Source organism: Massilia eburnea, assembly GCF_050709955.1.
Taxonomy (GTDB): Bacteria; Pseudomonadota; Gammaproteobacteria; order Burkholderiales; family Burkholderiaceae_D; genus Rugamonas; species Rugamonas eburnea_A.
In genome coordinates, this window is record NZ_JBNZFX010000027.1 from 26,611 (window position 1) to 52,600 (window position 25,990).

The 25,990-nt window shown below is 62.1% G+C and carries 28 protein-coding genes; 20 read left to right on the top strand and 8 right to left on the bottom strand.

What is annotated here, in order from left to right; genetic code table 11:
- Positions 1 to 6: 6 nt before the first annotated feature.
- The 11 genes from ACQ4MM_RS14270 (at position 7) to ACQ4MM_RS14320 (ending at position 10,407) form a co-directional block, all read left to right on the top strand.
- On the top strand, positions 7 to 345 hold the full coding sequence (locus ACQ4MM_RS14270; RefSeq protein WP_028102386.1) for a P-II family nitrogen regulator: 339 nt from the start codon (positions 7 to 9) through the stop codon (positions 343 to 345).
- An 11-nt stretch (positions 346 to 356) separates the two neighbouring features.
- A complete protein-coding gene (locus ACQ4MM_RS14275) occupies positions 357 to 1,892 on the top strand; it encodes an ammonium transporter (protein WP_431477982.1) in 1,536 nt (511 codons plus the stop codon).
- Between the two features lie 118 nt (positions 1,893 to 2,010).
- Complete coding sequence (gshA, locus tag ACQ4MM_RS14280; RefSeq protein WP_431477983.1) at positions 2,011 to 3,309, top strand: glutamate--cysteine ligase; 1,299 nt, start codon at positions 2,011 to 2,013, stop codon at positions 3,307 to 3,309.
- Between the two features lie 53 nt (positions 3,310 to 3,362).
- Positions 3,363 to 4,313 (top strand): glutathione synthase, encoded by a 951-nt coding sequence (gshB, locus tag ACQ4MM_RS14285; RefSeq protein WP_431477984.1) that lies wholly within the window; start codon positions 3,363 to 3,365, stop codon positions 4,311 to 4,313.
- 2 nt (positions 4,314 to 4,315) lie between these two features.
- Positions 4,316 to 4,717: a PTS sugar transporter subunit IIA gene (locus ACQ4MM_RS14290; protein ID WP_057261065.1), complete on the top strand. Its 402-nt coding sequence runs from the start codon at positions 4,316 to 4,318 to the stop codon at positions 4,715 to 4,717.
- A gap of 25 nt (positions 4,718 to 4,742) precedes the next feature.
- Positions 4,743 to 5,012 carry an HPr family phosphocarrier protein gene (locus ACQ4MM_RS14295; RefSeq protein WP_090444103.1) on the top strand — a complete coding sequence of 90 codons (270 nt, stop codon included), beginning with the start codon at positions 4,743 to 4,745 and terminating at the stop codon, positions 5,010 to 5,012.
- 18 nt (positions 5,013 to 5,030) lie between these two features.
- Positions 5,031 to 6,779, top strand: coding sequence for a phosphoenolpyruvate--protein phosphotransferase (gene ptsP / locus ACQ4MM_RS14300; protein WP_431478020.1), 1,749 nt, complete (start codon positions 5,031 to 5,033; stop codon positions 6,777 to 6,779).
- A gap of 42 nt (positions 6,780 to 6,821) precedes the next feature.
- Positions 6,822 to 7,979 carry a homoserine O-succinyltransferase MetX gene (gene metX, locus ACQ4MM_RS14305; protein WP_431477985.1) on the top strand — a complete coding sequence of 386 codons (1,158 nt, stop codon included), beginning with the start codon at positions 6,822 to 6,824 and terminating at the stop codon, positions 7,977 to 7,979.
- On the top strand, positions 7,976 to 8,587 hold the full coding sequence (gene metW, locus ACQ4MM_RS14310; RefSeq protein ID WP_431477986.1) for a methionine biosynthesis protein MetW: 612 nt from the start codon (positions 7,976 to 7,978) through the stop codon (positions 8,585 to 8,587). Before metX ends, metW begins: the two co-directional genes overlap by 4 nt.
- A 19-nt stretch (positions 8,588 to 8,606) precedes the next feature.
- Positions 8,607 to 9,497 carry a M48 family metallopeptidase gene (locus ACQ4MM_RS14315; protein WP_431477987.1) on the top strand — a complete coding sequence of 297 codons (891 nt, stop codon included), beginning with the start codon at positions 8,607 to 8,609 and terminating at the stop codon, positions 9,495 to 9,497.
- A 1-nt stretch (position 9,498) separates the two neighbouring features.
- The gene (locus tag ACQ4MM_RS14320; protein WP_431477988.1) at positions 9,499 to 10,407 is read left to right on the top strand and encodes a pseudouridine synthase; all 909 of its coding nucleotides are present in this window, start codon (positions 9,499 to 9,501) and stop codon (positions 10,405 to 10,407) included.
- Positions 10,408 to 10,440: 33 nt separating this feature from the next.
- Here ACQ4MM_RS14320 and ACQ4MM_RS14325 read toward each other — a convergent pair whose 3' ends face one another.
- The 4 genes from ACQ4MM_RS14325 to ACQ4MM_RS14340 all read right to left on the bottom strand — a co-directional run bounded on the left by ACQ4MM_RS14325 (position 10,441) and on the right by ACQ4MM_RS14340 (position 12,772).
- Positions 10,441 to 11,142 (bottom strand): hypothetical protein, encoded by a 702-nt coding sequence (locus ACQ4MM_RS14325; RefSeq protein WP_431477989.1) that lies wholly within the window; start codon positions 11,140 to 11,142, stop codon positions 10,441 to 10,443.
- Positions 11,143 to 11,213: 71 nt separating this feature from the next.
- A complete protein-coding gene (locus ACQ4MM_RS14330) occupies positions 11,214 to 11,615 on the bottom strand; it encodes a hypothetical protein (RefSeq protein ID WP_431477990.1) in 402 nt (133 codons plus the stop codon).
- Between the two features lie 44 nt (positions 11,616 to 11,659).
- A complete protein-coding gene (locus ACQ4MM_RS14335; RefSeq protein WP_431477991.1) occupies positions 11,660 to 11,962 on the bottom strand; it encodes an FG-GAP repeat protein in 303 nt (100 codons plus the stop codon).
- Positions 11,963 to 12,001: 39 nt separating this feature from the next.
- Positions 12,002 to 12,772 (bottom strand): exodeoxyribonuclease III, encoded by a 771-nt coding sequence (locus tag ACQ4MM_RS14340; protein ID WP_431477992.1) that lies wholly within the window; start codon positions 12,770 to 12,772, stop codon positions 12,002 to 12,004.
- A 48-nt stretch (positions 12,773 to 12,820) separates the two neighbouring features.
- Here ACQ4MM_RS14340 and pyrE point away from each other — a divergent pair, with 48 nt between their 5' ends.
- From pyrE to ACQ4MM_RS14355, 3 genes are all read left to right on the top strand, one after another.
- Positions 12,821 to 13,477 (top strand): orotate phosphoribosyltransferase, encoded by a 657-nt coding sequence (gene pyrE, locus ACQ4MM_RS14345; RefSeq protein WP_431477993.1) that lies wholly within the window; start codon positions 12,821 to 12,823, stop codon positions 13,475 to 13,477.
- A 72-nt stretch (positions 13,478 to 13,549) separates the two neighbouring features.
- Positions 13,550 to 13,924 (top strand): hypothetical protein, encoded by a 375-nt coding sequence (locus ACQ4MM_RS14350; protein ID WP_431477994.1) that lies wholly within the window; start codon positions 13,550 to 13,552, stop codon positions 13,922 to 13,924.
- Between the two features lie 4 nt (positions 13,925 to 13,928).
- Positions 13,929 to 14,831, top strand: coding sequence for an alpha/beta fold hydrolase (locus ACQ4MM_RS14355; RefSeq protein ID WP_431477995.1), 903 nt, complete (start codon positions 13,929 to 13,931; stop codon positions 14,829 to 14,831).
- Positions 14,832 to 14,956: 125 nt separating this feature from the next.
- Here ACQ4MM_RS14355 and gatB read toward each other — a convergent pair whose 3' ends face one another.
- The 3 genes from gatB to gatC form a co-directional block, all read right to left on the bottom strand.
- Positions 14,957 to 16,435 carry an Asp-tRNA(Asn)/Glu-tRNA(Gln) amidotransferase subunit GatB gene (gatB, locus tag ACQ4MM_RS14360; protein WP_431477996.1) on the bottom strand — a complete coding sequence of 493 codons (1,479 nt, stop codon included), beginning with the start codon at positions 16,433 to 16,435 and terminating at the stop codon, positions 14,957 to 14,959.
- A gap of 97 nt (positions 16,436 to 16,532) precedes the next feature.
- Entirely contained in the window at positions 16,533 to 18,008 is a 1,476-nt protein-coding gene (gene gatA / locus ACQ4MM_RS14365; protein WP_431477997.1) for an Asp-tRNA(Asn)/Glu-tRNA(Gln) amidotransferase subunit GatA, read from the bottom strand.
- A 3-nt stretch (positions 18,009 to 18,011) separates the two neighbouring features.
- Positions 18,012 to 18,317 (bottom strand): Asp-tRNA(Asn)/Glu-tRNA(Gln) amidotransferase subunit GatC, encoded by a 306-nt coding sequence (gatC, locus tag ACQ4MM_RS14370; protein WP_431477998.1) that lies wholly within the window; start codon positions 18,315 to 18,317, stop codon positions 18,012 to 18,014.
- A gap of 239 nt (positions 18,318 to 18,556) precedes the next feature.
- Here gatC and ACQ4MM_RS14375 point away from each other — a divergent pair, with 239 nt between their 5' ends.
- The 6 genes from ACQ4MM_RS14375 to ACQ4MM_RS14400 are packed head-to-tail and all read left to right on the top strand — an operon-like array spanning position 18,557 to position 25,310.
- A complete protein-coding gene (locus ACQ4MM_RS14375; RefSeq protein ID WP_028102363.1) occupies positions 18,557 to 19,600 on the top strand; it encodes a rod shape-determining protein in 1,044 nt (347 codons plus the stop codon).
- Positions 19,601 to 19,646: 46 nt separating this feature from the next.
- A complete protein-coding gene (mreC, locus tag ACQ4MM_RS14380) occupies positions 19,647 to 20,615 on the top strand; it encodes a rod shape-determining protein MreC (RefSeq protein ID WP_431477999.1) in 969 nt (322 codons plus the stop codon).
- The gene (gene mreD, locus ACQ4MM_RS14385) at positions 20,612 to 21,124 is read left to right on the top strand and encodes a rod shape-determining protein MreD (protein WP_431478000.1); all 513 of its coding nucleotides are present in this window, start codon (positions 20,612 to 20,614) and stop codon (positions 21,122 to 21,124) included. The genes mreC and mreD overlap by 4 nt, the downstream gene beginning before the upstream one ends.
- A gap of 2 nt (positions 21,125 to 21,126) precedes the next feature.
- Positions 21,127 to 23,193: a penicillin-binding protein 2 gene (gene mrdA, locus ACQ4MM_RS14390; RefSeq protein WP_431478001.1), complete on the top strand. Its 2,067-nt coding sequence runs from the start codon at positions 21,127 to 21,129 to the stop codon at positions 23,191 to 23,193.
- Between the two features lie 9 nt (positions 23,194 to 23,202).
- On the top strand, positions 23,203 to 24,318 hold the full coding sequence (gene rodA, locus ACQ4MM_RS14395) for a rod shape-determining protein RodA (protein WP_431478002.1): 1,116 nt from the start codon (positions 23,203 to 23,205) through the stop codon (positions 24,316 to 24,318).
- On the top strand, positions 24,315 to 25,310 hold the full coding sequence (locus ACQ4MM_RS14400; protein ID WP_431478003.1) for a septal ring lytic transglycosylase RlpA family protein: 996 nt from the start codon (positions 24,315 to 24,317) through the stop codon (positions 25,308 to 25,310). The genes rodA and ACQ4MM_RS14400 overlap by 4 nt, the downstream gene beginning before the upstream one ends.
- Here ACQ4MM_RS14400 and ACQ4MM_RS14405 read toward each other — a convergent pair.
- The gene (locus ACQ4MM_RS14405; protein WP_431478004.1) at positions 25,297 to 25,989 is read right to left on the bottom strand and encodes an SPOR domain-containing protein; all 693 of its coding nucleotides are present in this window, start codon (positions 25,987 to 25,989) and stop codon (positions 25,297 to 25,299) included. The two genes, ACQ4MM_RS14400 and ACQ4MM_RS14405, sit on opposite strands and share 14 nt — an antisense overlap.
- Position 25,990 lies beyond the last annotated feature (1 nt).

The following is a 25,990-nucleotide window of genomic DNA, read 5'->3' on the forward strand; positions in this document are numbered from 1 at the left end:
ACTCGTATGAAAATGATTACCGCCATTATCAAGCCGTTCAAGCTCGACGAGGTGCGTGAAGCCTTGTCGGCGATCAACGTGCAAGGTATTACGGTGACCGAAGTCAAAGGCTTCGGCCGCCAGAAAGGCCACACCGAGCTGTATCGCGGCGCGGAATATGTGGTCGATTTCCTGCCAAAGACCAAGATCGAGGCGGCGGTGGACGATGCCATCGTTGACCAGGCGATCGAGGCGATCGAGAATGCCGCCCGCACCGGCAAGATTGGCGACGGCAAGATTTTCGTCTCGTCGCTGGAGCAAGTAATCCGTATCCGTACCGGTGAAACCGGCAACGAAGCACTGTAAGGGGAACCGTGATGCACAAGACCATTAAGAAATGGCTGGCGGGGGTGACTGTCCTGTTGGCCTTCAGCGCAGCACTGCCTGTGCTGGCGCAAGATGCCAAGCCGGCCGAAGCTCCGGTTGCCGCTGCAACTGCCGCCGTGCCTGCGGCTGCTCCGGCAGCGCCGGTGGCGGCGGCAGCCGATGCCGCCACTCCGGCTGCCGCTGCTGCTGCTCCGGCCGCGCCGGTAGCACAGAAGGGCGATACCGCCTGGATGTTCGTGGCGACCCTGCTGGTGATCATGATGACTATCCCGGGCCTGGCCCTGTTCTACGGTGGCCTGGTGCGCTCGAAGAACATGCTGTCGGTACTGCTGCAGGTGTTCTTCGTATTCGCGCTGATCATCGTGCTGTGGTGCCTGTATGGCTACTCGATTGCCTTCACTGAAGGGAATGCCTTCTTCGGCGGCTTTGGCCGTTCGCTGTTGTCCGGCATTTATGATCCGGCCAAGGGCTTCTCGGTGGCCGCGACCTTCAGCAAGGGCGTTGTGATCCCTGAATTCATTTATGTTGCCTTCCAGGGTACCTTCGCCGCCATTACCTGCGGCCTGATCGTCGGCGCGTTTGCCGAGCGCGTGCGCTTCTCCGCTGTGCTGGCCTTCATGGTGCTGTGGTTCACCTTCAGCTACCTGCCGATCGCCCACATGGTCTGGTTCTGGACCGGTCCTGATGCGATCACCAATGCCGAGACCCTGGCGACCGAAACCGCCAAGGCGGGCTGGATCTTCCAGAAGGGCGCGCTGGACTTTGCCGGCGGCACCGTGGTGCACATCAATGCCGCTGTCGCCGGCCTGGTGGGCGCGATCATGATCGGCAAGCGGGTTGGCTACGGCCGCGACTCCATGGCTCCGCACTCGCTGACCATGACCATGATCGGCGCTTCGCTGCTGTGGGTGGGCTGGTTCGGCTTCAACGCCGGCTCGGCGCTGGAAGCTGGTGACATCGCTGCACTGGCCTTCGTCAACACCCTGTTGGCAACTGCCTGCGCAACCGTATCGTGGGTGTTCGGTGAGTGGATCTTCAAGGGCAAGCCTTCCATGCTGGGCGGCGCCTCCGGGGCGGTGGCCGGCCTGGTGGCGATCACCCCGGCTTGCGGCTTCGTTGGCCCGATGGGCGCACTGGCGATCGGCCTGCTGGCCGGCATCATCTGCCTGTGGGGCGTGAATGGCCTGAAACGCCTGATCGGCGCCGATGACTCGCTGGATGTGTTCGGCGTGCATGGCGTGGGCGGTATCCTGGGCGCGATCCTGACCGGCGTGTTTGCTGCACCATCGTTGGGCGGGCAGGGTGTATTTGACTACGTTGCCAATAAGGCAAGCGCGGACTACTCGATCAGCGGCCAGGTGCTCACCCAGGCGACCGCTGTCGGCATCACCATCGTGTGGTCGGCTGTTGTTGCCTTCGTGGCTTACAAGCTGGTCGACATCGTGATTGGCCTGCGCGTGCCGGAAGAAGAAGAGCGCGAGGGCCTGGACATCACCAGCCACGGCGAATCGGCTTACCACGCCTAATAAGCTTAGAACTTTAAAAGCGCCTTTCGGGGCGCTTTTTTTGTTTCAAAGTATCTTTTAATCGGCGGTTTTGCCCCAAAATGGAGAGTCTGCAAATACCAACCCGCAAGGAAGTCACATGGTTCCCCATCTCGTCACGGCCCTGACCGGGCCGTTACTGGATCTTGAAGAAAAGATCATTGCCGCGACCCCAGCCATTGAGCGCTGGTTCCGCCTCGAATGGCAGGAGCATACGCCGCCGTTCTATGCTTCGGTGGACTTGCGCAATGCCGGCTACAAGCTGGCCCCGGTGGATACCAACCTGTTCCCGGGCGGCTTCCATTTCCTGGCCAACGAAATGATCCCCCTTTCGGTGCAGGCGGCCATGGCGGCGATCGACAAGTATTGCCCCGATGCGCGCAACTTGCTGCTGATCCCGGAAATCAAGCCGCGCCATCCGACCTATTTCCAGGGCGTGGCGCGCCTGATGCAGATTTTCCGCCAGACCGGCCTCAGCGTGCGCTTTGGTACGCTCGACCCGTCCATCACCCAGCCAACGCCGCTGGCGCTGCCTGACGGCAATATGCTGGTGGTGGAGCCGCTGGTGCGCTCACCGAACGGCCGCCGCCTGGGACTGAAGGATTTCGATCCTTGCACTATCCTGCTGAATAACGACCTGTCGGCCGGCATTCCCGACATCCTGACCAACCTGCACGAGCAAAGCCTGTTGCCGCCGCTGCATGCCGGCTGGGCGGTGCGCCGCAAGTCCAATCACTTCAATGCCTACGACGAAGTGGCCAAGAAGTTCGGCAAGCTGATTGGCGTTGATCCATGGATGGTCAATCCGTTCCACGCCAAGTGCGGCGCGGTGGACCTGGCGACCGGGGAGGGGCAGGAATGCCTGGCCTCGTCGGTCGATGCGGTGCTGGCCAAGATCCGCAAGAAATACAAGGAATACGGCATCAAGGAAAAGCCGTTCGTCATCATCAAGCCCGATGCTGGTACGTATGGCAAGGGCATCATCACCATTCGCGATGCGGCCGAGCTGAAAGAGTTGTCGGAAGAGCAGCGCGCGCGCATGACCGTGATCAAGGATGGCAAGGCGGTGACCGACCTGAATATCCAGGAGGGCGTGCCGACCTTCGAGAGTATCAAGGAAGCGTTTGCCGAGCCAGTCGTCTATATGATTGACCGTTATGTGGTGGGTGGTTTCTACCGTGTGCATGGCGAGAAGGGGCCGGACCAGAACCTGAATGCGCCTGGGTCGCAGTTCGTGCCGCTGGCATTCGCGCAGCAGCACGCGCTGCCCGATGTGAAGGCCAAGCCGGGCACCGCTGTGCCGAACCGTTTCTACGTCTACGGGGTGGTGGCAAGGCTGGCGCTGCTGGCTGCTTCGCTGGAGATGGAGCGCACCGACCCGGATCCTGAGGTGTACTGAACGCCAGTCGCGCAGATCGGCTAGAATCAGTTGTTACATTTTTGGACTAATCCATGAAAATCGCCTTCCTCGCCGACCCGCTGTCCAGCTTCAAGATCTACAAGGACTCCACCTTTGCCATGATGGCGGAGGCGGCGCGCCGGGGGCATGAGGTGTATGTCTTCCAGCAGCGCCATATGGCGCTCAAGGAAGGCAAGGTCACGGCGCACGTTTCGCGCATCGAGCTGACCGGCGATGCCCACGACTGGTACAAGGCCGCGCCGTCGGAAGACACCAGCCTGGCCGCCTTCGACGCGGTGATCCAGCGCAAGGATCCGCCGTTCGACATGGAATACGTCTACGGCACCTACCTGCTGCAGCTGGCGGAGAAGCAGGGCGCGCAAGTCTTCAACAAGCCTTCCGCCATCCGCGACCACAATGAAAAGCTGTCGATCGCCCAGTTCTCGCAGTTTACCGCGCCGACCCTGGTGACCAGCGATGAAACCCGCCTGCGCGACTTCCAGGCCGAACACGGCGACGTGATCCTGAAGCCGCTGGACGGCATGGGCGGCGCCGGCATCTTCCGCGTGAAAGCCGATGGCCTGAACCTGGGCTCGATCATCGAGACCCTGACCCAGCTCGGCACCCGCACCATCATGGCGCAGCGCTATATCCCCGACATCGTCAAGGGCGACAAGCGCATCCTGCTGATCGACGGCAAAGCGGTGCCGTTCTGCCTGGCCCGCATCCCGCAAGCCGGCGAAGTGCGCGGCAACCTGGCGGCCGGCGGCACCGGCGTGGCGCAGCCGCTGTCGCCGCGCGACCGCGAAATTGCCGAGGCCCTCGGCCCGGAATTGGCTTCGCGCGGCCTCTTGCTGGTAGGATTAGACGTGATCGGCGATTACCTCACCGAGGTGAACGTCACCAGCCCGACCTGTTTCCAGGAGATCACCCAGCAGACTGGCTTCCAGGTCGCGTCCATGTTCATCGACGCGGTGGAAGCCCGGGCAGGCAAGCAAGGATAAACATGGTAGGGATTTTATTGATGACACACGCGCCGCTGGGCCAGGCTTTCCTGGCTGCCGCAGCGCATGTGTTCCGGGCCCCGGTTGAAAAACTGGAGGCGATCGACGTGCTGGCAGACCAGGACCTGAACGAAGTGCAGCAGTTGGCGCGAGAAGCCATCAAGCGCCTCGACACCGGTGCCGGCGTGCTGGTCATGACCGACATCAAAGGCGGCACGCCCGCCAATTGCTGTAATAAGCTGGCCGATGCGGGCCAGGTCGAGGTGGTTGCAGGCATCAGCCTTCCCATGCTGCTGCGTGCCATCACCTACCGTACCGATACGCTGGACGTCGTAGTGGAAATGGCCCTGGCCGGCGCGCAGAATGGCGCGGTCAAGGTTGATAACCGCATCCGAGTCAATTAACGAGTCAACTAAGCAAAACTAAAACATGATTCAGCAAGAACTTGAAATCATCAACAAGCTCGGATTGCATGCACGTGCTTCTGCAAAATTCACCCAACTGGCAGCCAAATTCCAGAGCGATGTCTGGCTGTCGCGTAATGGCCGCCGCATCAACGCCAAGTCCATCATGGGCGTGATGATGCTGGCTGCTGGCAAGGGCGCCAAAGTCCTGCTGGAAGCGGACGGCGCCGATGAACAGGATTGCATCAACGCACTGGCCGGACTGGTCAACGACAAGTTCGGCGAAGGCGAGTAAATGCGGGACGGCAGCCCGATGGCATCGTTCTCTCTCCACGGAATTCCGGTTTCGCGAGGCATCGCGATCGGCCGCGCGCACATCCTTGCGCCGGCGGCGCTCGATGTAAAGCATTACCTGATCTCCGAGGAGAACGTGGAAGCGGAGGTGAAGCGCCTGCAATCGGCGCTGGCCGCCGTGCACCGCGAACTTCAAACGCTGTGGAACGAGCTGCCGAAGGACGCCCCGACGGAGCTGGGCGCCTTCATCGACGTGCACGCGCTGATCCTGTCGGACCCGATGATTTCCGAGGCGCCGCTGGATATCATCCGCAGCCGCCATTACAACGCCGAGTGGGCGCTGCTGACCCAGATTGACGAGCTGTCGGCCCAGTTCGACGAAATCGAAGACCCTTACCTGCGCGAGCGCAAGGCCGATATCCAGCAGGTCGCCGAGCGCGTGCTGAAAGTCCTGCTGGGCAGCGAACCGCTGCTGCCGAAACAGGCCGAGCTCGAAGGCGATGAATTCCTGGCCCAGATGATCGTGGTGGCCCACGATATTTCGCCGGCCGACATGCTGAAGTTCCGTGACCGTTCCTTCATCGGCTTCGTGACCGACGTTGGCGGCCAGAACTCGCACACCGCGATCGTGGCGCGTTCGCTCGACATTCCGGCGGCAGTCGGCATGTCGCAGGCCTCGACCCTGATCCAGCAGGACGACTGGGTGATCATCGACGGCGACGCCGGCGTGGTGATCGTCACCCCAAGCGCGCAGGTGCTGGAGCAGTACCGCGAGCGCCAAATGGCGGCGATGCGCGCCCGCAAGAAGCTGGGCAAGCTGAAAAAAACGCCGGCCATCACCAGGGACGGCACGCAGATTGCGCTGATGGCGAACATCGAGTTGCCGGAAGACTGCGAGCACGCGATGGAGTCGGGCGCCAACGGCGTTGGCCTGTTCCGCTCCGAATTCCTGTTCATGGGCCGCGATGGCCAGATGCCGACCGAGGACGAGCAATACGAGCAGTACACCAAGGCCGTGCTGGCCATGAAGGGCCGTCCGGTCACGATCCGCACGCTGGATATCGGCGCCGACAAGCCGCTCGACCAGATGGAGCATACCGCCCTCAATCCGGCCCTGGGCTTGCGCGCCATCCGCTATTGCCTGGCAGAGCCGCAGATCTTCCTGACCCAGCTGCGCGCCGTGCTGCGCGCTTCGGTGCACGGCAAGGTGCGCATCCTGATTCCGATGATGGCGCACGCCTTCGAGATCGAGCAGTCGCTGACCATGATCAAGCGCGCCAAGGCGCAGCTTGACGACAGGGGCGAGAAGTACGACCCTGAAGTGCCGGTCGGCGCAATGATCGAAATTCCGGCTGCCGCGCTGGCGCTGCCGATGTTCGTCAAGAAGATGGACTTCCTGTCCATCGGCACCAATGACCTGATCCAGTACACGCTGGCGATCGACCGCGTCGATTACGAAGTGGCGCACCTGTACGATCCGCTGCACCCGGCAATCCTGCAACTGATCGCCATGACCATCGCCGCCGGCCACAAAGCCGGCATCGAGGTCGCGGTGTGCGGCGAGATGGCGGGTGACGCCAAGATGACGCGCCTGCTGCTGGGCATGGGCTTGCGCGAATTCTCAATGCACCCGTCGCAGCTGCTGTCGGTCAAGCAGGAAATCCTGAACAGCGACCTGGAACAGATTGCGCCGCAGATGCGCAAGATCATGCGCAGCATGGATCCTGAAACGATTGCCGACGCAGTCAACGCCCTGCAAGCCCTGTAATACCAACTTTCGCATCACAATTTAACGACTAACCGGATTCACATGCCTTCGATTGGAATCGTCTCGCCGCAGACAATGCACTTTGCGGAACCCCTTCGGCTACAGAGCGGAGCGTCCCTGCGCGACTATATGCTGATGTACGAGACCTATGGCACGCTGAATGCGGACAAATCCAATGCGGTGCTGGTGTGCCACGCGCTGAATGCCTCGCACCACGTGGCCGGCTATTACGCCGACAATCCAAAGAACGTGGGCTGGTGGGACAATATGGTCGGCCCCGGCAAGGCACTCGATACCGACAAGTTCTTCGTCATCGGCGTGAACAACCTGGGCTCCTGCTTCGGTTCGACCGGCCCGATGCACATCAATCCGGAAACCGGCAAGCAGTATGGCGCAGCGTTCCCGGTGGTGACGGTGGAGGACTGGGTGGCGGCACAGGCACGCCTGGCCGACCAGCTGGGCATCCAGCAGTTCGCTGCGGTGATGGGCGGTTCGCTGGGCGGCATGCAGGCGCTGGCCTGGTCCATCATGCACCCTGAGCGCCTGCGCCATTGCCTGGTGATCGCTTCCACGCCGAAGCTGTCGGCGCAGAATATCGCCTTCAACGACGTGGCACGCCAGGCCATCCTGTCCGACCCGGACTACCATGGCGGCGACTTTTACGAACACAACGTGGTGCCGAAGAACGGCCTGAAGGTGGCGCGCATGATCGGCCACATCACCTACCTGTCGGACGACGACATGGCCGAGAAGTTCGGCCGCAAGCTGCGCGATATTGCCGCCAGCGGCGGCGACTACAAATTCGGCTTCGGCATCGACTTCGAGATCGAATCCTACCTGCGCTACCAGGGCGACAAGTTCGCGGAGTACTTCGACGCCAACACCTACCTGCTGATCACCAAGGCGCTCGACTACTTCGACCCGGCGCGCAAGTTCGACGGCGACCTGACCAAGACCCTGGCCGCCACGCGCGCCAAGTTCTTCCTCGCTTCCTTCACCACGGACTGGCGCTTCTCGCCGGAGCGCAGCCGCGAGATCGTACAGGCTTTGCTGGCGAACCGCCGCGAGGTGACCTACGCTGAAATCGACGCGCCGCACGGCCACGACGCTTTCCTGCTCGAGGATGCGCGCTATATGAACATGGTGCGCGCCTACTACGAGCAGGTGTGGAAAGAAACGAACAAGGAACAAGCAGCATGACTTTCGATGACCTGAGCAGCGCCCGTCCCGACCTGGCCTTCATTGCGCACTGGGTGCGCGAAGGCGCCCACGTGCTCGACGTGGGTTGCGGCAATGGCGTGATGATGGATTACCTGCAGAGCGGCAAGCGCTGCACCGGTTACGGCCTGGAGCTGGCGGACGAGCAGGTACTGGCATCGACCCAGCGCGGCGTGCGCGTGATCCAGCAGGACTTCGAGAACGGCCTGGGCATTTTCGGCGATAACTCTTTCGATACGGTGTTATGCCTGTCCTCGCTGCAGATGATGAAGCACGTGGAAGACCTGCTGCGCGACATCGTGCGCGTCGGCCGCGAAGCCATCGTGTCCTTCCCTAATTTCGCTTACTGGCCGCACCGCGTGGCGCTGATGAAAGGCCGCATGCCGGTCTCGAAATCGCTGCCATACCAGTGGCACGACACGCCGAACGTGCGCTGTGCCACCATCTACGACTTCCAGGAACTGGCGGAAGAGGTGGGGCTGGAAGTGATCGAATGTGTGGCGCTGGCGGAGGGCAGGACCGTCTCCTTACTGCCTAACCTGCGCGGCGATTTGGCCGTGTTCCGGCTCCGGAAAAAGCAATCCAGTTAAGTTGTGTTATCTTAAAACCATGAAGAAGTTCAAGTTCACCCTTATTGCGCTGGCGCTGGCCGCCAGCACCGCATCGGCTCAGCAAGCTGCACCGATGAACCCAAAAGCTGACGGCATTCCCGTCACCAAGCTTTCGCGCCTGCGCGTCTTTGCTGACGAGCAGCAAATGGACCAGCAGTCCAAGCTGCAGTACTCGCAGCTGCTGAACGAAGCCAGGCAGAAGGAAGCGCTGGTGCCGGAGTCCGACCCGCAGGTCAAGCGCCTGCGCGCCATTGCTTCCCGCATCGTGCCGAATGCCCAGCGCTGGAATCCGTCCGCCGCCAACTGGCAATGGGAAGTCAACCTGCTCAATTCCGACCAGGTCAACGCCTTCTGCATGCCGGGCGGCCGCATCGCCTTCTATACCGGCATCCTGACCAAGCTGAACCTGACCGACGATGAAGTGGCGATGGTGATGGGCCATGAAATCGCCCACGCCCTGCGCGAGCATGCCCGCAAGCGTGCCGTGCAATCGACCGCCGTGTCGCTGGCCAGCAAGCTGGGCGGTGCCGTGTTGTCGTCCTACCTCGGCATTGACCCGCGCATCACCGATGCCGGCGCCAATGTGGCCGGCCAACTGACCGTGATGAAGTTCTCGCGCGGCGATGAGACGGAATCCGACCTGGTCGGCATCGACCTGGCGGCGCGTGCCGGCTTCGATCCGCGCGCCGGTATCGCACTGTGGCAGAAGATGAGCGCCGTCAATGCGCAGCAGCCGATGGAATTCCTGTCCACCCACCCAAGCGGCAATTCGCGCATCCAGGACATGCAGAAACAAATGCCACTGGTGTTGCCGGTCTACGCCCGCCAGCGCGGCCTGGACGTGAACAAGCTGCCGCCGTACCAGACTTCCCCGCTGCCCAAGTCCTGAAATGGCGCGCCAGAAGCACGCCTCGGGCGCGCCGCCATTGCCGATGCGCGATGGCGTCACGCCCAGCTACCTGTGGCTGCCGGAGGGCGACTGGCCGGACATGATCACCTTCATGGCCGCCAATTTTCCCGCCGTGTCGGAAGCCAGGTGGCGTGAACGCATGGCGCGCGGCGACGTGGTGGACGGCAAGGGCATGCCGGTGCGGCCCGAATCGCGCTATGTGCGCGGCGCCCGCGTGTGGTACTACCGCGAGCTGGATGTCGAATTCCCGATCCCGTTTGAAGAAGAAGTGCTGTACCAGGACGAGCACATCGTCGTGGTCGACAAGCCGCACTTCCTGCCGACGATTCCGTCCGGCCGTTTCGTCAGGGAGACGCTGCTGGTGCGCGTGCGCCGCAAACTGGGCATCGAGGACCTGGTGCCGATCCATCGCCTTGACCGCGAGACGGCGGGGCTGGTGATCTTCTCCTGCAATGCCGGCAGCCGTGGCGATTACCAGTCGCTGTTCCAGAAGCGCCTGGTGCAGAAGGAGTATGAAGCACTGGCCGGCCCGCTGCCGGGGCGCGAATTCCCCTTCGTCTACCGCAGCCGCATGGTGGAGGGAGACAAGTTCTTCACCATGAAGGAAGAACCGGGCGAGCCGAATTCGGAAACCATGATCGACGTGATCGAACAGCGCGGTGAATATGTGCTGTATCGACTGTGGCCTCACACGGGCCGCCAGCACCAGCTGCGTGTGCACCTGTCGTCGCTCGGCATCCCGATCGTGAATGATGTCTTCTACCCCGTTGCCCTGCCGTGCAAGCAGGACGACGTGTCGTCGCCACTGAAGCTGCTGGCCAAGGCCATCGGCTTCCCAGATCCGCTGACGGGCGAATGGCGCTACTTCGAGAGCAAGCAGCGTCTATAGCGGTTCCTTGAATCTGGTCTTGTTATGCGGTCCTTAGCCGAACGTGTGGCGGACCAGCAGGCCGATAGGGAACCACATGCCGAACTGGATCGCGAGGGCGATGAACAAGGCCTGGTTCGATGGGCGCAGGCCGCCTGCGGCGCCTTCCGAAATAGTGCGCGTCATCGCCGCATGCGCCACTTCGCGCAGCGTCATGCCGGTGGTGGCGACTTCGGAAATCGTTTCGGCCAGAGGGATGCGCGACGTCAGGCTGGCAAGCAGCCATGGCAGCGGCTTCGGCAGGCCCGATTGCAGGTTCAGGAAGCTGCGCCAGCCGCCGAGGAATTTCTCCGACAGTGGGCGGCCCGGTTCGGAATTGACGCTGCGCAGGAAGGTTTCCAGAATGCCTGCGCCCAGCTTGGCGAGCAGGCCCGCCTGGCTTTCCACCACCCGTGCCAGGATACCCTGCAAGCCGAGCTTATAAGCCATCATGCCGGTGAACGCGACGGCGATCATGAAGGGGGCCGCGACAAAGGCAGCATAGATCATGGCCGAGCCGTGGCTGCCACCCAGTTCGCTGCGGAACAACAGCGTGACGCCCAAGGCGTTGACGATCAGCGCCGCAAGTACTGCCAGTACGGTGCGCAGGATGCCGGCACCGGCGCCGCGGGTGATGTCGCCTGCCAATTGTTTGGCGAGGGCGATCTTGTCGATGCTGCTGTTTTCTTCGTTTGACGGTGTCAGGACTTGGTTCATGGCCAGTGCAATAGTTGTTTGAATTTTGGCATTCTAAACAACTAAGGCACGAATGGGCGTTTTTAATTGGTTCAGTGCGCCGGCGTGGACTTGGGGCTGTAGCTGGAGCCCGGCGGAGCCCAGAACAGCGGGCCTTTCGGGGAGATCTGCAGGCTATCGCTCAAGCCCTGCTTTTTCAGCTCTCGGCGCAGGCCTTCCACGCCATCATCGCTCTCGATGATGAAGGCTTCGTCGATCACGTCGCCATAGTGGCGGTTGGTGGTTTCGATTGCCAGCTCGACCAGGTCGCCGTCGGCTTCGATGCTCCACAGGTGCACATCTTCGTCCTCGGCGAACGTCTTGAAGCGCCAGGTGCCTTTGTCCGTCCGCACGAACTGGATCGTGTCGAATTGCTCGTCGGTGGCTTCCGACTCTTCGTCGTTGATAAAGCTGCTCTTGATGGTCAGCAGGAAAAGAACCAGTACAGATTTCATTTTAAATTCCGGGCGATTTTTTATCCCCGTATTATAGGCGCGTGCTAGCAGCCGCAGGCTGCCTGGCTGCCGTGGGTGTGGGCTGCCTTGCGCAGCAGGACGCTTTCCGCGGCGCCGGAGGACAGGTACAGCCTCTCGTCGTATGCGCAGCTCTCGTCGGGGATGCCCATCAGGAGATCGAGCTTGCCGTCGCCGTCCATGTCGCCCGCCCAGTAGATCACGGCCATGGTTTCACCGCCGTATTCGCCCAGCGCGTTGACCGCGAACAGGAACTGTTTGGTGGCGCCGTCACTCAGGTGATAGCGCTTGCGTTCTTCGGCAGTCGTGACGTCGTTCTCCGGCAACACCGGCGGCCATCAGCAGCGAGGCTGCGAGCGCGCCGCGCATCAGGCGTGGTACTCGATGATCAGCGGGGCGTGATCGGAGAACTTTTCGTCCTTATAGACAGACACGGTGTGCGCCTTGGAAGCGATGCCTGGAGTGGCGACGTGGTAGTCGATGCGCCAGCCCACGTTCTTCGCGTAAGCCTGGCCGCGGTTGGACCACCAGGTGTACTGCTCGGGGCGCTGGTCGAGGCCGCGGTGCACGTCGACGTAGCCGACTTCGTCGAACAGCTTGGTCATCCAGGCGCGTTCCTCAGGCAGGAAGCCGGAGTTCTTCAGGTTGCCCTTCCAGTTTTTCAGGTCGATCTCTTTGTGGGCGATGTTCCAGTCGCCGCAGATGACGAACTCGCGGCCCTCGGCGCGCAGCTGCTCCAGGTGCGGCAGGAACAGTTCCATGAAGCGGAACTTGGCCAGCTGGCGCTCTTCCGACGAGGAGCCGGACGGGCAGTACACCGAAATGACGGTCAGGTTACCGAAATCGGCGCGCACGTAGCGGCCTTCGGCGTCGAATTCCGGGCTGCCGAAACCGATCTCCACGCGGTCAGGTGCAAGCTTGCTGTAGATGCCGGTGCCGGAATAGCCTTTCTTCTCCGCGTAGTGGAAGTGGCCATGGTAGCCGTGCGGGTTGAGGAATTCTTCGGTCATGTCCGGTGCCTGCGCCTTCAGTTCCTGCACGCAGATGATGTCGGCGTCGATCGTGCCCATCCAGTTGAAAAAGCCCTTCTTGGCGGCGGAGCGGATACCGTTCAGGTTTGCGGAAATGATTTTTGGCATAGGTGTTCCGGTTAAAATATCGGCACTTTGAACAGAGATGGGTGCACTATGAGCAATTTGAGGCAAGAGTTTATCGCGTTTTCCGTACAGGCGGGAGTGCTGAAATTCGGCGAGTTTACGACCAAAGCAGGGCGCCAATCGCCCTATTTCTTCAACGCTGGCCTGTTCCATGACGGCGCGACGCTGGCCCGGCTGGCCGACTTTTACGCCCAGACCCTGCTGGACTCCGGCGTTGAATTCGACATGCTGTTTGGCCCGGCCTACAAGGGCATCACCCTGGCCTCCGCAACCTCGATGGCGCTGGCCGGCAAAGGCCGCAATACCTCCTTCGCCTACAACCGCAAGGAAGCCAAGGACCACGGCGAAGGCGGCACCCTGGTGGGCGCTAAATTGACTGGCAAAGTTGTCATTATTGACGACGTGATCTCGGCCGGTACCTCGGTGCGCGAATCGGTGGAGATGATCCGCAACGCCGGCGCCGAGCCTTGCGCGGTGCTGATCGCGCTGGACCGCATGGAACGCGGCGGCAAGGATGGCCAGATGTCCGCGCTGTCGGCAGTGCAGGAAGTGAGCAAGAACTACGGCATCCCGGTGATCTCGATCGGCAACCTGTCCGACCTGTTTACCTACCTGTCGGCCGACCCGTCGCTTGCACAGTACAAGGACGCTGTCGCCGCTTACCGCAGCCAATACGGCGTGGAATAAGCCGCGCTGGCGCCGGCCGGGCGTTGTGCTAGACTGTGATTGCTTCCTTACAACATTAAACCGAGGAAAGTAATGAACATCGCAACGCTCAAGGTGTACGGCGACGAAGCCGCGGTCGCGGACGTGCGGGACGGGCTCCCCAGTGAGCCCGAAAGCGACTGGAAGAAGGGCGACACCAGCCCGACCGGCCGCACCCGCCTGGACCATGGCTTTTACGCCACGCTGGGCACGGACCCCGTTCCGGATGCCTTGATGCGCAAGGTGCGCGCCTACCTGCACGAGTGCCAGGCGCGGGGCATCACCTTCGACGTGGCGCCGATTCAGGCCGAATTGCGTGTTGCCTTCTCTTCCGCCGCGTCCAGCCAGGGCGCATCCACTCTCGATTTCACGCTGGCCGACCTCTCGCTGCTGCTGGAGATGGGCATTGCGCTGAGCATTTCCTCGTGACCGCATGAACCGATTCTCAGAAGACCGCTTCGCCACCTTCAAGGGGCGCAATGGCGCCGAACGCAAGATCCACATCTGGGAGCCGGAGAAGCCTGCGGCTGGCGTGCTGCTCGCCATCCACGGCGGACTGGCGCATGCGGGCGACTATGTGACGCCGGCGCTGTATTTCAAGCAGCACCGCTTTGCTACCGTGGCGTTCGACCTGTGCGGGCATGAGAATGCGCGCCGTGTGGATATCCCGGATTTCGGCGTCTTCATCGAGGAAGTAGAGCTGTTCCTGCATTGGATCAAGCAGCATTATCCGGGCGTGCCGGTGTTCATCATGGGGCATTCGATGGGGGCCTTGATTGCGACGCGCTTCGGGCTGGAAGTGCTGGAGCGCGATCCGCTGGTGAAAGGGTTCGTGCTGTCGTCGCCGTACTATGTGAATGCGATCAAGGTGCCGGCTTTGATGGAGAGACTGTCCGGCGTGCTGGCGGCGTTGGCGCCGACCATGAAGGTGCCGATGGCTTCCTTGACCGATGTGCTGACGCATGATGCTTCAATTACGGCGCGCCATCATCGCGATGAGGCGGACGATGTGCGGGCGCGGGAGTGCACGGTGCGCTTTGGCGTGGCGCTGCAGGGGGCTCAAAAGGGGCTGGCGGAGAAGATGCCGACCTGGCGCTGGCCTTTATATGCGGTGGTGGCGGGCGACGACAAGCTGGCCGACCCGAAGGCTACTTTGGATCTGCTGGCGATGATCGATCCCAAACTGCTGGAGTGCCATGTGCAGCATGAGAACTATCACGAGAATTTCAATGAGGTGAATCGGGAGGAGATTTTTGCGGATATCTTGCGGTGGATGTGCGCACACCTTTCAAAAACGGTAAACCAGGGTCTGACACCAGTGTCAGACCCCGTATGATCTCGCTGGCGCGGGGTTGGTTCTAGGCCTTTGACTTTCGTCGAAGATCAACAGCGCACAACCGAAACCCTTTGCCGCGCCGCAGACGGGGTCAGACCCTTGGGTCTGACCCCGGTTTACCGGTTCTAGGAAGCCAGCTTCTGCTTCAGCAGCTCGGTCAACTGCGCCGGGTTGGCCTTGCCTTTCGAGGCTTTCATGGCCTGGCCGATCAGGGCGTTGATGGCCGCTTCCTTGCCGGCGCGGTACTGTTCAACGGACTTCTCGTTGTTGGCGATGACTTCGTTGACGATGGCTTCCAGCGCGCCGGTGTCGGAAATCTGCTTCAGTCCTTTCTGCTCGATGATCACATCGACCAGGTTCGGGTCTTCCGACTTGGCTTCCCACATCGCACCGAATACTTCCTTGGCGATCTTGTTGGAGATCGTGCCGTCGGCGATGCGCTTCAGCATGCCCGCCAGTTGTACTGGCAGCACCGGCGCCTCGGCAATTTCCACGCCTTCGCGATTCAAGGTCGACGACACGTCTCCCATCAGCCAGTTGGCGGCAGCTTTGGCGTTTTCCTTGCCCGCGGCAGCAACCACGGCCTCGAAGTACAGCGCCATGCCTTTGGATGCGGTCAGGATCAGCGAATCGTATTCCGGCAGCTTGTACTCTTCCACGAAGCGTGTGCGCATCACGGCCGGCAGCTCCGGCATGGCGGCTTTCACGCGCTCGATCCAGTCCGCGCCGATGGTTAGCGGCGGCAGGTCCGGGTCAGGGAAGTAGCGGTAATCCTGCGCATCTTCCTTCTCGCGCATCAGGCGCGTTTCCTTCTTGTCCGGGTCGTACAGGCGGGTCGCCTGCACTACCTTGTCGCCGTCTTCGAGCAGCTCGATCTGGCGCGCCACTTCAACGTGTACGGCTTCCTCGATGAAGCGGAAGGAGTTCAGGTTTTTCAGCTCGCAACGGGTGCCGAATTCCTTCTGGCCTTTCGGACGTACGGACACATTGATGTCGCAGCGGAAGGAGCCTTCCTGCATATTGCCGTCGCAGATGCCCAGCCACATCACCAGGCCGTGCAGGGCCTTGCAGTAGGCCACTGCCTCGGAGGCGCTGCGCATTTCAGGCTCGGACACGATCTCCAGCAGCGGGGTGCCGGCGCGATTCAGGTCGATGCCCGACATGCCGTGGTAATCCTCGTGCAGCGACTTGCCTGCGTCTTCCTCGAGGTGGGCGCGGGTCAGGTTCACGGTCTTGGTAACGAACTTGCCGTCCTTTTCGTAACCGAAGGTCAGCTGGCCACCTTGCACCACCGGATCTTCGAACTGCGAGATCTGGTAGCCCTTCGGCAGGTCAGGGTAAAAGTAGTTCTTGCGGGCGAAGATCGACTGCGGCGCGACTTTCGCGCCCACAGCCAGACCGAAGCGGATCGCGCGTTCAACCGCAGCCTTGTTCATGACAGGCAGCACGCCTGGCAGCGCCAGGTCAACCGGGCTGGCCTGGGTGTTTGGTTCGGCGCCGAACTTGGTCGGCGAGCCGCTGAAAATTTTGGAGTCGGTAGTGAGCTGTACGTGGTTCTCAATACCGATGACGACTTCCCATTCCATAATATTCTCACTTAGCAAATGTCCACTTCGGGGTCAGGCACCAAAGTGGACAGGGTAGTTCTCTGTCCACTTCGGAGCCTGACCCCAAAGTGGACATTTGCGGACCTGTCCGGTATTAAATTTCAGAAGGCGCGCGCTTATGCCAGTCAGTCGCCTGCTGGAACTGGTGGGCCACATTCAGCAGCTTCGCTTCCGCAAAGTAGTTGCCGATGATTTGCAGGCCTACCGGGCGCTTGGCGTTCTTCTCGCCTTCGCCAAAACCACACGGGATGGACATGCCAGGCAAGCCGGCCAGGCTGGTGGACAGGGTGAAGATGTCGGCCAGGTAGTTCGCTACCGGATCGTCCGCCTTCGAGCCCAGGTCCCAGGCCACGGTCGGTGCCACAGGGCCCATGATCACGTCGCACTGGCTGCCCAGCACATTGGCGAAGTCCTGCGTGATCTTGCGGCGGATCTTCTGCGCTTTCAGGTAGTAGGCGTCATAGTAGCCGTGACACAGGATATAGGTGCCGACCATGATGCGGCGCTGTACTTCCGGGCCGAAGCCTTCGGCGCGGCTCTTCTTGTACATGTCCTGCAGGTTCAGGTTGCCTTCGGCGCGGTGGCCGTAGCGCACACCGTCAAAGCGCGACAGGTTGGACGAGGCTTCCGCCGGAGCGATCATGTAGTAGGCCGGGATCGACAGCGCGGTATTCGGCAGCGAGATGTCGACCAGGGTCGCGCCCAGTTCCACGAACTTGGCCAGCGCAGCGCGCACGGCTTTCTCGACGTCGGCAGCCAGGCCTTCGCCAAAATATTCCTTCGGCACGCCGATGCGCAGGCCGGTCAGAGGCTGGTCCAGGTCGCGGGTGTAGTCTTCGGCAGCGTTGCCTTGTTCGGCGCTCAGGCTGGTCGAATCGCGTTCGTCGAAACCGGTCATGGCGGACAGCAGCAGCGCGCAGTCTTGCGCGGTCTGCGCCATCGGGCCAGCCTGGTCCAGCGAGGAGGCGAAGGCGATCATGCCGAAGCGCGAGGCGCGGCCGTAGGTTGGCTTGATGCCGGTGATGCCGCAGAACGCAGCCGGCTGGCGGATCGAGCCGCCGGTATCGGTGCCGGTCACGCCGGGCGCCAGGCGCGCAGCTACCGCAGCGGCGGAGCCGCCGGAGGAGCCGCCCGGAACGGCAGACTTGTCCCAAGGGTTTTTCACGGCGCCGAAAGCCGAGTTCTCATTCGAGGAACCCATGGCGAATTCGTCGCAATTCAGCTTGCCGAGGGTGACCATGCCGGCGTCCAGCAACTTGCGCACCACGGTGGCGTCGAACGGGCTGACGTAGTTGGCCAGCATCTTCGAGCCGGCGGTCGAGCGCCAGCCCTGGGTGACGAAAATGTCCTTGTGCGCGATCGGCACGCCGGTCAGCGGGGTGGCCGTGCCGTTGGCGATGCGCTGGTCCGCTTGTTCGGCCTGGGCCAGCGTCAGCGCGCGGTCCACGTGCAGGAAGGCGTTCAGGTCGCTTTTTTCAATCCGGTCCAGGAAATGGGTCGCCAGTTGGACGGCGCTGATTTCCTTCTTTTGCAGCAGCTCGGACAGCTCTTTGATTGTTTTGTTATGCATGCTTTACTCGCTTTCGATGACCTTTGGCACCAGATACAGGCCATCTTCGGTCTTTGGCGCCACTTGCTGGTATGCCTCGCGGCGATTCGGCTCGGTTGCCACGTCTTCGCGCAGGCGCAGTGCGACCTGCATGGCATTGGCCAGCGGGTGAGACAACGGGGCAACACCCTCGGTGTCCACGGCCTGCATCTGCTCTGCCAGCGCGAAAATGCCATTCAGCTTGTCCAGCATATTGGCGGAATGGGCTTGGTCCATCTCCAACTGGGCCAGCTTGGCGATGCGTTCAACGTCGTTGAGTGTCAGGGACATGGAATTGTCAGAAGTGTAATTTATTGGATCGGTTGCCTATCACCAGTTAAATCGCGGCGAACACCGCATAAATCAACGGTTGCGTGCTCGCACAATAGAGTGGATTTAGGGCAAATAAGCTGTAGATTATAAGGTACAATCGCGGGTTAATGCGCTGCTGGTGCTGAAGACCCGCCTGGCCGCATTTGACCGCATACCTCATATAACGAATTTTGCGCATTGCGCCCTACAGGACACTCATGTTTGGTTTTTTACGTCGCTATATTTCGTCTGACCTGGCAATCGACCTGGGTACGGCAAACACCCTGATCTACGTACGCGGTTCCGGCATTGTGCTGGACGAGCCTTCCGTCGTGGCGATCCGCCAGGAAGGTGGCCCAAATGGCAAGAAAACCATCCAGGCCGTCGGTAAAGAAGCAAAGCAGATGCTGGGCAAGGTGCCTGGCAACATTGAGGCGATCCGCCCGATGAAAGACGGCGTGATCGCCGACTTCACCGTCACCGAGCAGATGCTGAAACAGTTTATCCGCATGGTGCACGACTCGAAATTCTTCCGCCCATCGCCACGCATCATCATTTGCGTGCCTTGCGGTTCGACCCAGGTGGAACGCCGTGCGATCCGTGAATCGGCGCTGGGCGCCGGTGCATCGCAGGTGTACCTGATCGAAGAACCAATGGCAGCGGCGATCGGCGCCGGCCTGCCGGTCTCCGACGCAACCGGCTCGATGGTGGTCGACATCGGCGGCGGCACCACCGAGGTTGGCATCATCTCGCTGGGCGGCATGGTGTACAAGGGCTCCGTGCGCGTGGGCGGCGACAAGTTCGACGAAGCGATCGTCAACTACATCCGCCGCAACTACGGCATGCTGATCGGCGAACAGACCGCTGAAGCGATCAAGAAGGCCATCGGCTCCGCCTTCCCTGGCTCTGAAGTCAAGGAAATGGAAGTCAAGGGCCGCAACCTGTCGGAAGGCATCCCGCGCTCGTTCACGATTTCGTCGAACGAGATCCTGGAAGCGCTGACCGACCCGCTGAACAACATCGTTTCCGCCGTCAAGAACGCGCTGGAACAGACCCCGCCGGAACTGGGTGCGGACATCGCTGAAAAAGGCATGATGCTGACCGGTGGCGGCGCGCTGCTGCGCGACCTGGACCGCCTGCTGATGGAAGAAACCGGCCTGCCGGTGCTGGTGGCAGAAGACCCACTGACCTGCGTGGTGCGCGGCTCCGGCCTGGCGCTGGAGCGCATGGACCAGCTGGGATCCATCTTCTCCTACGAGTAAGGTTGAGAAAAAGGGCAGCGGAAGCTGCCCTTCTTAATTGGAAGACATGGAATACAGTCCACCGCCACTGTTCAAGCAAGGCGCGTCCGCCCGTTTCAAGATGATGGTGTTCGCGTGCATTTCGATTGCGCTGCTGCTGGCCGATTCGCGCGTTAATGCGCTGACGGCAGTCCGGCAGGGCGTCGGCTTTGTCCTCTATCCCTTGCAGAAGATCGCACTGCTGCCGCGCGACGCCATGGTCGGCATGGGGGACTACTTCTCCACGCTGTCGAAGCTGGAGAAGCAGGTCAGCGTCCTGCAGCAGCAACAGATTGCCGCCTCGCAGGCCTTGCAGCAGGCGCAGCTTTACCAGGCAGAAAACAACCAGCTGCGCAAGCTGCTCGATGCGCAGCAGCGGGTGCCGGGCAAGTCGCAACTGGCTGAAATCCTGTACGAAGCGCGCGATGTGTTCACGCGCAAGGTGATCCTGAACCGCGGCATCCAGCATGGCGTGGCCGCAGGCTTGCCGGTGATCGACAACCAGGGCGTGGTGGGCCAGGTGACGCGGGTGTTCCCGTTCACCTCCGAAGTCACGCTGTTGACCGATAAGGAGCAGGCGATTCCGGTGCAGATCCTGCGCAATGGCCTGCGCTCCGTGGCCGTCGGCCGCGGCCAGTCGGGCAACCTGGACCTGCGCTTCATGGCGCCGACGGCTGACGTGGTGGTCGGCGATATCCTGATTACTTCCGGTATCGACGGCGTCTATCCGGCCGGCCTGGCCGTGGCGCGCGTGGTGCAGGTGGAGAGCAATGCCAGCGGCGCCTTCGGCCGCGTGGTGTGCGCGCCGCTGGCCGGCACCGAGCGCAATACCGCGCTGCTGATCCTGATGTCGCTGCCGGACATACCGCCGCGCCCTCCGGAGGAGGAGCCGGTCTCCAAGCCGTCGAAGAAAAAGGATAAGGAAAAGGCCAAGGCGGAAACCGCACAGGCGCCGGCTCCAGCAGCCGCGCAAGCACCGAAGGAGGCGACCCGATGAACCGTCCACAATACATCCTGCTGCCGGTCAGCCCGCTGTTCATTTTCTTCAGCCTGTTCTGCGCGGTGCTGCTCAATATGCTGCCGTGGGGCCGCTTCTTCGCGGCACCGGACTTCGTGGCGCTGACGCTGGTCTTCTGGGGCGTGCACCAGCCGCGCAAGGTCGGCATCGGCACCGCGTTCTGTCTTGGCCTGCTGATGGACGTGCACGACGCTTCGCTGCTGGGCGAGAATGCGCTGGCGTATACGCTGCTGTCCTATTTCGCCATCATGCTGCACCGCCGCATCCTGTGGTTCCGGGTGACCACGCAAATCCTGCACGTGGTGCCGCTGCTGTTGCTGGCGCAAACCGTGCAGATGGTGGTGCGCTTCATCGTGGCCGGCAAATTCCCTGGCTGGTACTTCTTCATCGAAAGCGTGGTGGCGGCGCTGTTGTGGCCACTGGCCACCATGCTGCTGCTGGCGCCGCAGCGCCGCGCAGTGGATAAAGACCACACCCGCCCGATCTGAGCATGACCGAGTTTAAGAATACAGAGCAAGACCTGCACCGCTTCCGGGTGCGCCTTTCCGTACTGGGCGGGCTGGTGTTCTTTTGCTTCTCGCTGCTGCTGGCGCGCTTCATCTGGCTGCAGGTCATCAAGCATAACGATTACATCGCCAAGGCCGAGGACAACCGCATCGCGGTGGTGCCGATCGTGCCAAGCCGCGGCCTGATCCTCGACCGCAACGGCGTGGTGCTGGCGCGGAACTACTCCGCGATCACACTGGAGATCACGCCGTCCAAGGTGGCCGCGCCGATGGAAGAGGTGATCGACGAGTTGGCCAAGCTGGTCGAGATCTCCGCCAAGGACCGCCGCCGCTTCAAGAAGCTGATGGAGGAATCCAAGAGCTTCACCAGCGTTCCGCTGCGCAGCCGCCTGAGCGACGAGGAAGTGGCGCGTTTCGCCGCCAACCGCTTCCGCTTTCCGGGTGTCGATATCCAGGCCCGCCTGTTCCGCCAATACCCGCTGGGCGAGGTGGCCTCGCACGTGGTCGGCTATATCGGGCGTATCAATCCGGCCGAGTCGAAGGCGCTGGAAGGGACCGAGTACGAAGCCAATTACAACGGCACCGAACATATCGGCAAGGAAGGCCTGGAAAAGAGCTACGAACGCCAACTGCACGGCCAGACCGGCTACGAAGAAGTGGAACGCACCGCCGGCGGCCGCGCCATCCGCACGTTGTCGCGGACCCCGGCGACGCCGGGCTCCAACCTGATCCTGTCGATCGATATCGAATTGCAGAAAATCGCAGAAGAAGCGTTCGGCGAGTACCGCGGCGCGCTGGTGGCGATTGAGCCGAGTACCGGCGACGTGCTGGCCTATGTGTCGCGCCCCGGCTACGACCCCAACCTGTTCGTGGACGGCATCGACGCGCAAAGCTGGAGCGAGCTCAATACCTCGCTCGACAAGCCGCTGATGAACCGGCCGCTGTCGGGAACCTATGCGCCAGGCTCCACCTTCAAGCCTTTCATGGCGCTGGCGGCGCTGGAAACCGGCAAGCGCACCACCGGCCAGGCGATTGCCGACCCGGGCTTCTTCTACCTCGGCACCCACAAGTTCCGCGACGACGTGGTGGGCGGCCATGGCATGGTCGACATGCGCAAGTCGATCGTGGTGTCGTGCAATACCTATTACTACATGCTGGGCCGCGACATGGGCATCGATTTGATCCATGACTTCATGGCGCCTTTCGGCTTCGGCCAACTGACCGGCATCGACCTGGAAAACGAGAAAAAGGGCGTGCTGCCTTCGCAGGAATGGAAGCGCCAGCGCTTCAAGAAGAATCCGGCGGCAGGAAAATGGGTGGGCGGCGATACGATTTCGGTGTCCAACGGCTCCGGCTACAACAACTACACGCCGCTGCAGGTGGCGCACGCGGTGGCCAACCTGGCCAACAACGGCGTGGTGATGAAGCCGCACCTGGTCAAGATCCTGGAGGACGGCGGCACCCGCAAGCGCACCCTGACGGTGGCGAAGGAAAGCTACCGCATCCCGCTCAAGCAGTCCAACATCGACTTCATCAAGGATGCGATGGTGGGCGTGACCACCGAGCCGGGGGCCACCGGTTACCGCGCGTTCCTGAACGCAGGCTATACCGTGGGCGGCAAGACCGGTACCGCGCAGGTGGTGGCGATCAAGGCCAACGAGAAGTACAACGCGGCGCGCCTGGACGAACGCCTGCGCGACAACGCCTGGTTCACCGCCTTCGCTCCGGCCGACAAGCCGAAGATCGTACTGGCGCTGATCGTGGAGAACGCCGGCTTTGGCGGCGCCGTGGCGGCGCCGATCGCCCGTAAAGTGCTGGACTATTGGTTGTTGGGCAAGCGCCCGACGGAGAAGGAAACGACGCCGGTGCCGAAGGAAGACGCGGAAACCGTGCCAGTGGAAGACTTGCCTGAAGCCGATGTGGACGCGGCAGCCGAGCGCCGCGCGCAGCAGCAAGGCCAGGCGGCAGTGCCGGCGCCGCAGGCACCCGCGCCCGCGCCGGTCCCGGCGGAACAGAAGCCGCCGGCCGGCCCGCCGCGCAAAAGAGAATAAGGAGGCAGCATGCCTATCAATGAAAGGCGTTCACTGTGGCGGCGCATGCGCCCTTATGTGACGGTATTCGATGGCCCGCTGATGCTGGTTATCGTGCTTTTGCTGGCGACCAGCCTGGTCGCCCTGTATTCCGCCAGTATCGGCATTCCCGGCAAAATCGAAGACCAGTTGCGCAATATCGCCATGTCCTTCCTGGTGATGTGGTTCGTGGCGAACATCTCGCCGCAGAACATGATGCGCATTGCGCTGCCGGCCTATGTGGTGACGCTGTCGCTGCTGCTTGCGGTGGCGCTGTTCGGCACCATCAAGCTCGGTGCACGGCGCTGGCTGAACCTGGGCTTTGTGCAGATCCAGCCTTCCGAGTTCGCCAAGATCGCCGTGCCGCTGATGCTGGCCTGGTACTTCCAGCAGCGCCATGGGCATATGCGCTGGCACGCCTATATCCTGGGCGCGGTACTGCTGCTGGTGCCGGTATTCCTGATCGCGCGCCAGCCCGACCTGGGCACGGCGCTGCTGGTGGTGGCGGCAGGCGCTTGCGTGATCTTCCTGGCCGGCCTGGCGTGGAGGGCCATTCTTGCCCTGGTGGTGATGGGCGCGGCCTGCCTGCCGGTTGCCTGGTCGATGATGCACGACTACCAGCGCGAGCGGATCATGACCCTGATCGACCCGACGTCCGACCCGCTGGGCAAAGGCTTCCACATCCTGCAGTCGACCATTGCGATCGGCTCCGGCGGTGTGACCGGCAAAGGCTGGACCCAGGGCACCCAGGCCCACCTGGAGTTCATTCCCGAGCGCACCACCGACTTTATCTTCGCCGTGTATTCGGAGGAGTTCGGCCTGGTCGGCAACCTGGTCCTGATGTTCCTGTACCTGCTGCTGATTGGCCGCGGGCTGATGATCGCATCGGGAGCACCGAACCTGTTTACGCGCCTGCTGGCAGGCGCGATCACGATGATTTTCTTCACCTACGCCTTCGTCAACATGGGCATGGTGAGCGGCATCCTTCCGGTAGTGGGCGTGCCACTGCCGTTCATAAGCTACGGCGGCACTGCGCTGCTGACACTCGGATTGGCATCGGGCATCCTGATGTCGATCCAGCGACATAGAAAGCTGGTGCAAACTTGAACAAGCACGCAATCCGACTCCTGCCGCTTGCGGCAGCCGCCCTGCTGGCCGCTTGCGGTACCACGCAGACCGACTCCACTTCGCGCAAGCCGCCGTCGCCAGTGACGGCAAAGCCCACGGCCAGCATTCCGGTGCTGCCGGCGGCCGGTTCCGGGCGCGGCGCCTATTACCAGGACGACGGTCCGGGCGCAAACCCGCCCGCAGGCTTGCTCGATACGCCGGACGCGGAGGTGCGCAACGATCCTCTCGCGCCGTATTCCAATCGTCCTTACGTCGTATTCGGCAAGACCTACAAGCCGATCCCGCTTGGCTCGGATTTCAAGCAGCGCGGTCCCGGCACCTGGTATGGCAAGAAATTCCATGGCCAGCGTACCTCGTCCGGCGAGATCTACGATATGTACAAGATGACGGCGGCGCACCCGACGCTGCCGATTCCTTCCTATGCGCGTGTGACCAATATCGCGAACGGCAAATCCGTCGTGGTTCGCATCAATGACCGCGGGCCGTTCCATTCCACCCGCGTCATCGACGTTTCCTATACGGCGGCGCTGAAGCTTGGCCTGCTGGTCAATGGCACCAGCCAGCTCGAGGTGGTGCACCTGCCGCCGGCTGAAATCGAGCGCATGATCGCAGCGCGCAAAGACGGCGGCAGCGCGCCGGAGACGGCTTCCGCGCCCGCGCCGCAGAGCATGCCGAAGGCGGCGCCGATGCTGGCGTCTTCCAGCGGCGACGAGGCCAAGCCGATACTGCTGGGCGGCTCAGGCGCGCCAGGCTTCTACCTGCAACTGGGTTCCTACGCGCGCGAAGACGGCGCCGATGGCCTGCGCAAGCGGCTGGAAGCCAGCGACGCCGGACTGAAACTGGATATGGAGCAGGCGGGCAAATTCTATCGCCTGTTTGCCGGCCCGTACGCGAGCCGTGAAGATGCGCTGGCAGCCGGCAAAGCGCTGCCTTCGAGCCTGAAACTAAAGCCGATCGTTATCGAGCGCTAGAGCAGGAACGGGTTTCCTGTTCCTGGAACTTGGCGGCGATCTTCTCGATGCGCGCCTTGGCGTCTTCGCTGATGTTGCGGAACTGGAAATACACCTGCTTGCTGCTGGCGTAGCGCGGTGCCACGCGGGCACTCTGCACGCCTTGCTTGACCAGCGCGGCCAATTGCGCCTGGGCGGCTGCTTCGGTACGGAACACGCCCAGTGAAATCCCCCACTTCAACGGCGAGCTGTCGTTCAGGATGAAGAAATTGGTGACACCGAGTTCGCGCAATTCGTCGGCCTTCTTTTCGGCGGCGGCGCGGCTGGCCTGCGGCGGGATATGCACGATGAAGCTCGAGACTTCCTGCTCCGCCACGTTGCGGCGCTGCTGGCGATCGCCCAGTTCCAGCGGCGACAGGCGGTTTTCAAACTTGCGGGCTTCGTCCAGCGCGAAATTGCCCACTTCCAGGCAGGCGTTGGTTGCCGGCTCGTCGCGTGGCACGGGTGGCGGGGGGGCGAGCGCCGCGACGGCGCTTTCGGCCTTGCCGGCGCTGATCAACTGCAGCTTGTCGACGTTCTGCTGGCGGTGCAAGCGTGCCGGCTCATGCTCGTTGCCGCTGAATTGGCCAAGGTAGCCTTCGCCGTACGCAAACAGCGCGGCATTGGCGACCAGCAGCAGGGCGAAAATCAGTTTCAGCACG

Bases quoted from the DNA above. Each gene is read 5' to 3' on its own strand.
- ACQ4MM_RS14270 (WP_028102386.1), top strand. From the start codon at position 7: ATGAAAATGATTACCGCCATTATCAAGCCGTTCAAGCTCGACGAGGTG.
- ACQ4MM_RS14275 (WP_431477982.1), top strand. From the start codon at position 357: ATGCACAAGACCATTAAGAAATGGCTGGCGGGGGTGACTGTCCTGTTG.
- gshA (WP_431477983.1), top strand. From the start codon at position 2,011: ATGGTTCCCCATCTCGTCACGGCCCTGACCGGGCCGTTACTGGATCTT.
- gshB (WP_431477984.1), top strand. From the start codon at position 3,363: ATGAAAATCGCCTTCCTCGCCGACCCGCTGTCCAGCTTCAAGATCTAC.
- ACQ4MM_RS14290 (WP_057261065.1), top strand. From the start codon at position 4,316: ATGGTAGGGATTTTATTGATGACACACGCGCCGCTGGGCCAGGCTTTC.
- ACQ4MM_RS14295 (WP_090444103.1), top strand. From the start codon at position 4,743: ATGATTCAGCAAGAACTTGAAATCATCAACAAGCTCGGATTGCATGCA.
- ptsP (WP_431478020.1), top strand. From the start codon at position 5,031: ATGGCATCGTTCTCTCTCCACGGAATTCCGGTTTCGCGAGGCATCGCG.
- metX (WP_431477985.1), top strand. From the start codon at position 6,822: ATGCCTTCGATTGGAATCGTCTCGCCGCAGACAATGCACTTTGCGGAA.
- metW (WP_431477986.1), top strand. From the start codon at position 7,976: ATGACTTTCGATGACCTGAGCAGCGCCCGTCCCGACCTGGCCTTCATT.
- ACQ4MM_RS14315 (WP_431477987.1), top strand. From the start codon at position 8,607: ATGAAGAAGTTCAAGTTCACCCTTATTGCGCTGGCGCTGGCCGCCAGC.
- ACQ4MM_RS14320 (WP_431477988.1), top strand. From the start codon at position 9,499: ATGGCGCGCCAGAAGCACGCCTCGGGCGCGCCGCCATTGCCGATGCGC.
- ACQ4MM_RS14325 (WP_431477989.1), bottom strand. From the start codon at position 11,142: ATGAACCAAGTCCTGACACCGTCAAACGAAGAAAACAGCAGCATCGAC.
- ACQ4MM_RS14330 (WP_431477990.1), bottom strand. From the start codon at position 11,615: ATGAAATCTGTACTGGTTCTTTTCCTGCTGACCATCAAGAGCAGCTTT.
- ACQ4MM_RS14340 (WP_431477992.1), bottom strand. From the start codon at position 12,772: ATGCCAAAAATCATTTCCGCAAACCTGAACGGTATCCGCTCCGCCGCC.
- pyrE (WP_431477993.1), top strand. From the start codon at position 12,821: ATGAGCAATTTGAGGCAAGAGTTTATCGCGTTTTCCGTACAGGCGGGA.
- ACQ4MM_RS14350 (WP_431477994.1), top strand. From the start codon at position 13,550: ATGAACATCGCAACGCTCAAGGTGTACGGCGACGAAGCCGCGGTCGCG.
- ACQ4MM_RS14355 (WP_431477995.1), top strand. From the start codon at position 13,929: ATGAACCGATTCTCAGAAGACCGCTTCGCCACCTTCAAGGGGCGCAAT.
- gatA (WP_431477997.1), bottom strand. From the start codon at position 18,008: ATGCATAACAAAACAATCAAAGAGCTGTCCGAGCTGCTGCAAAAGAAG.
- gatC (WP_431477998.1), bottom strand. From the start codon at position 18,317: ATGTCCCTGACACTCAACGACGTTGAACGCATCGCCAAGCTGGCCCAG.
- ACQ4MM_RS14375 (WP_028102363.1), top strand. From the start codon at position 18,557: ATGTTTGGTTTTTTACGTCGCTATATTTCGTCTGACCTGGCAATCGAC.
- mreC (WP_431477999.1), top strand. From the start codon at position 19,647: ATGGAATACAGTCCACCGCCACTGTTCAAGCAAGGCGCGTCCGCCCGT.
- mreD (WP_431478000.1), top strand. From the start codon at position 20,612: ATGAACCGTCCACAATACATCCTGCTGCCGGTCAGCCCGCTGTTCATT.
- mrdA (WP_431478001.1), top strand. From the start codon at position 21,127: ATGACCGAGTTTAAGAATACAGAGCAAGACCTGCACCGCTTCCGGGTG.
- rodA (WP_431478002.1), top strand. From the start codon at position 23,203: ATGCCTATCAATGAAAGGCGTTCACTGTGGCGGCGCATGCGCCCTTAT.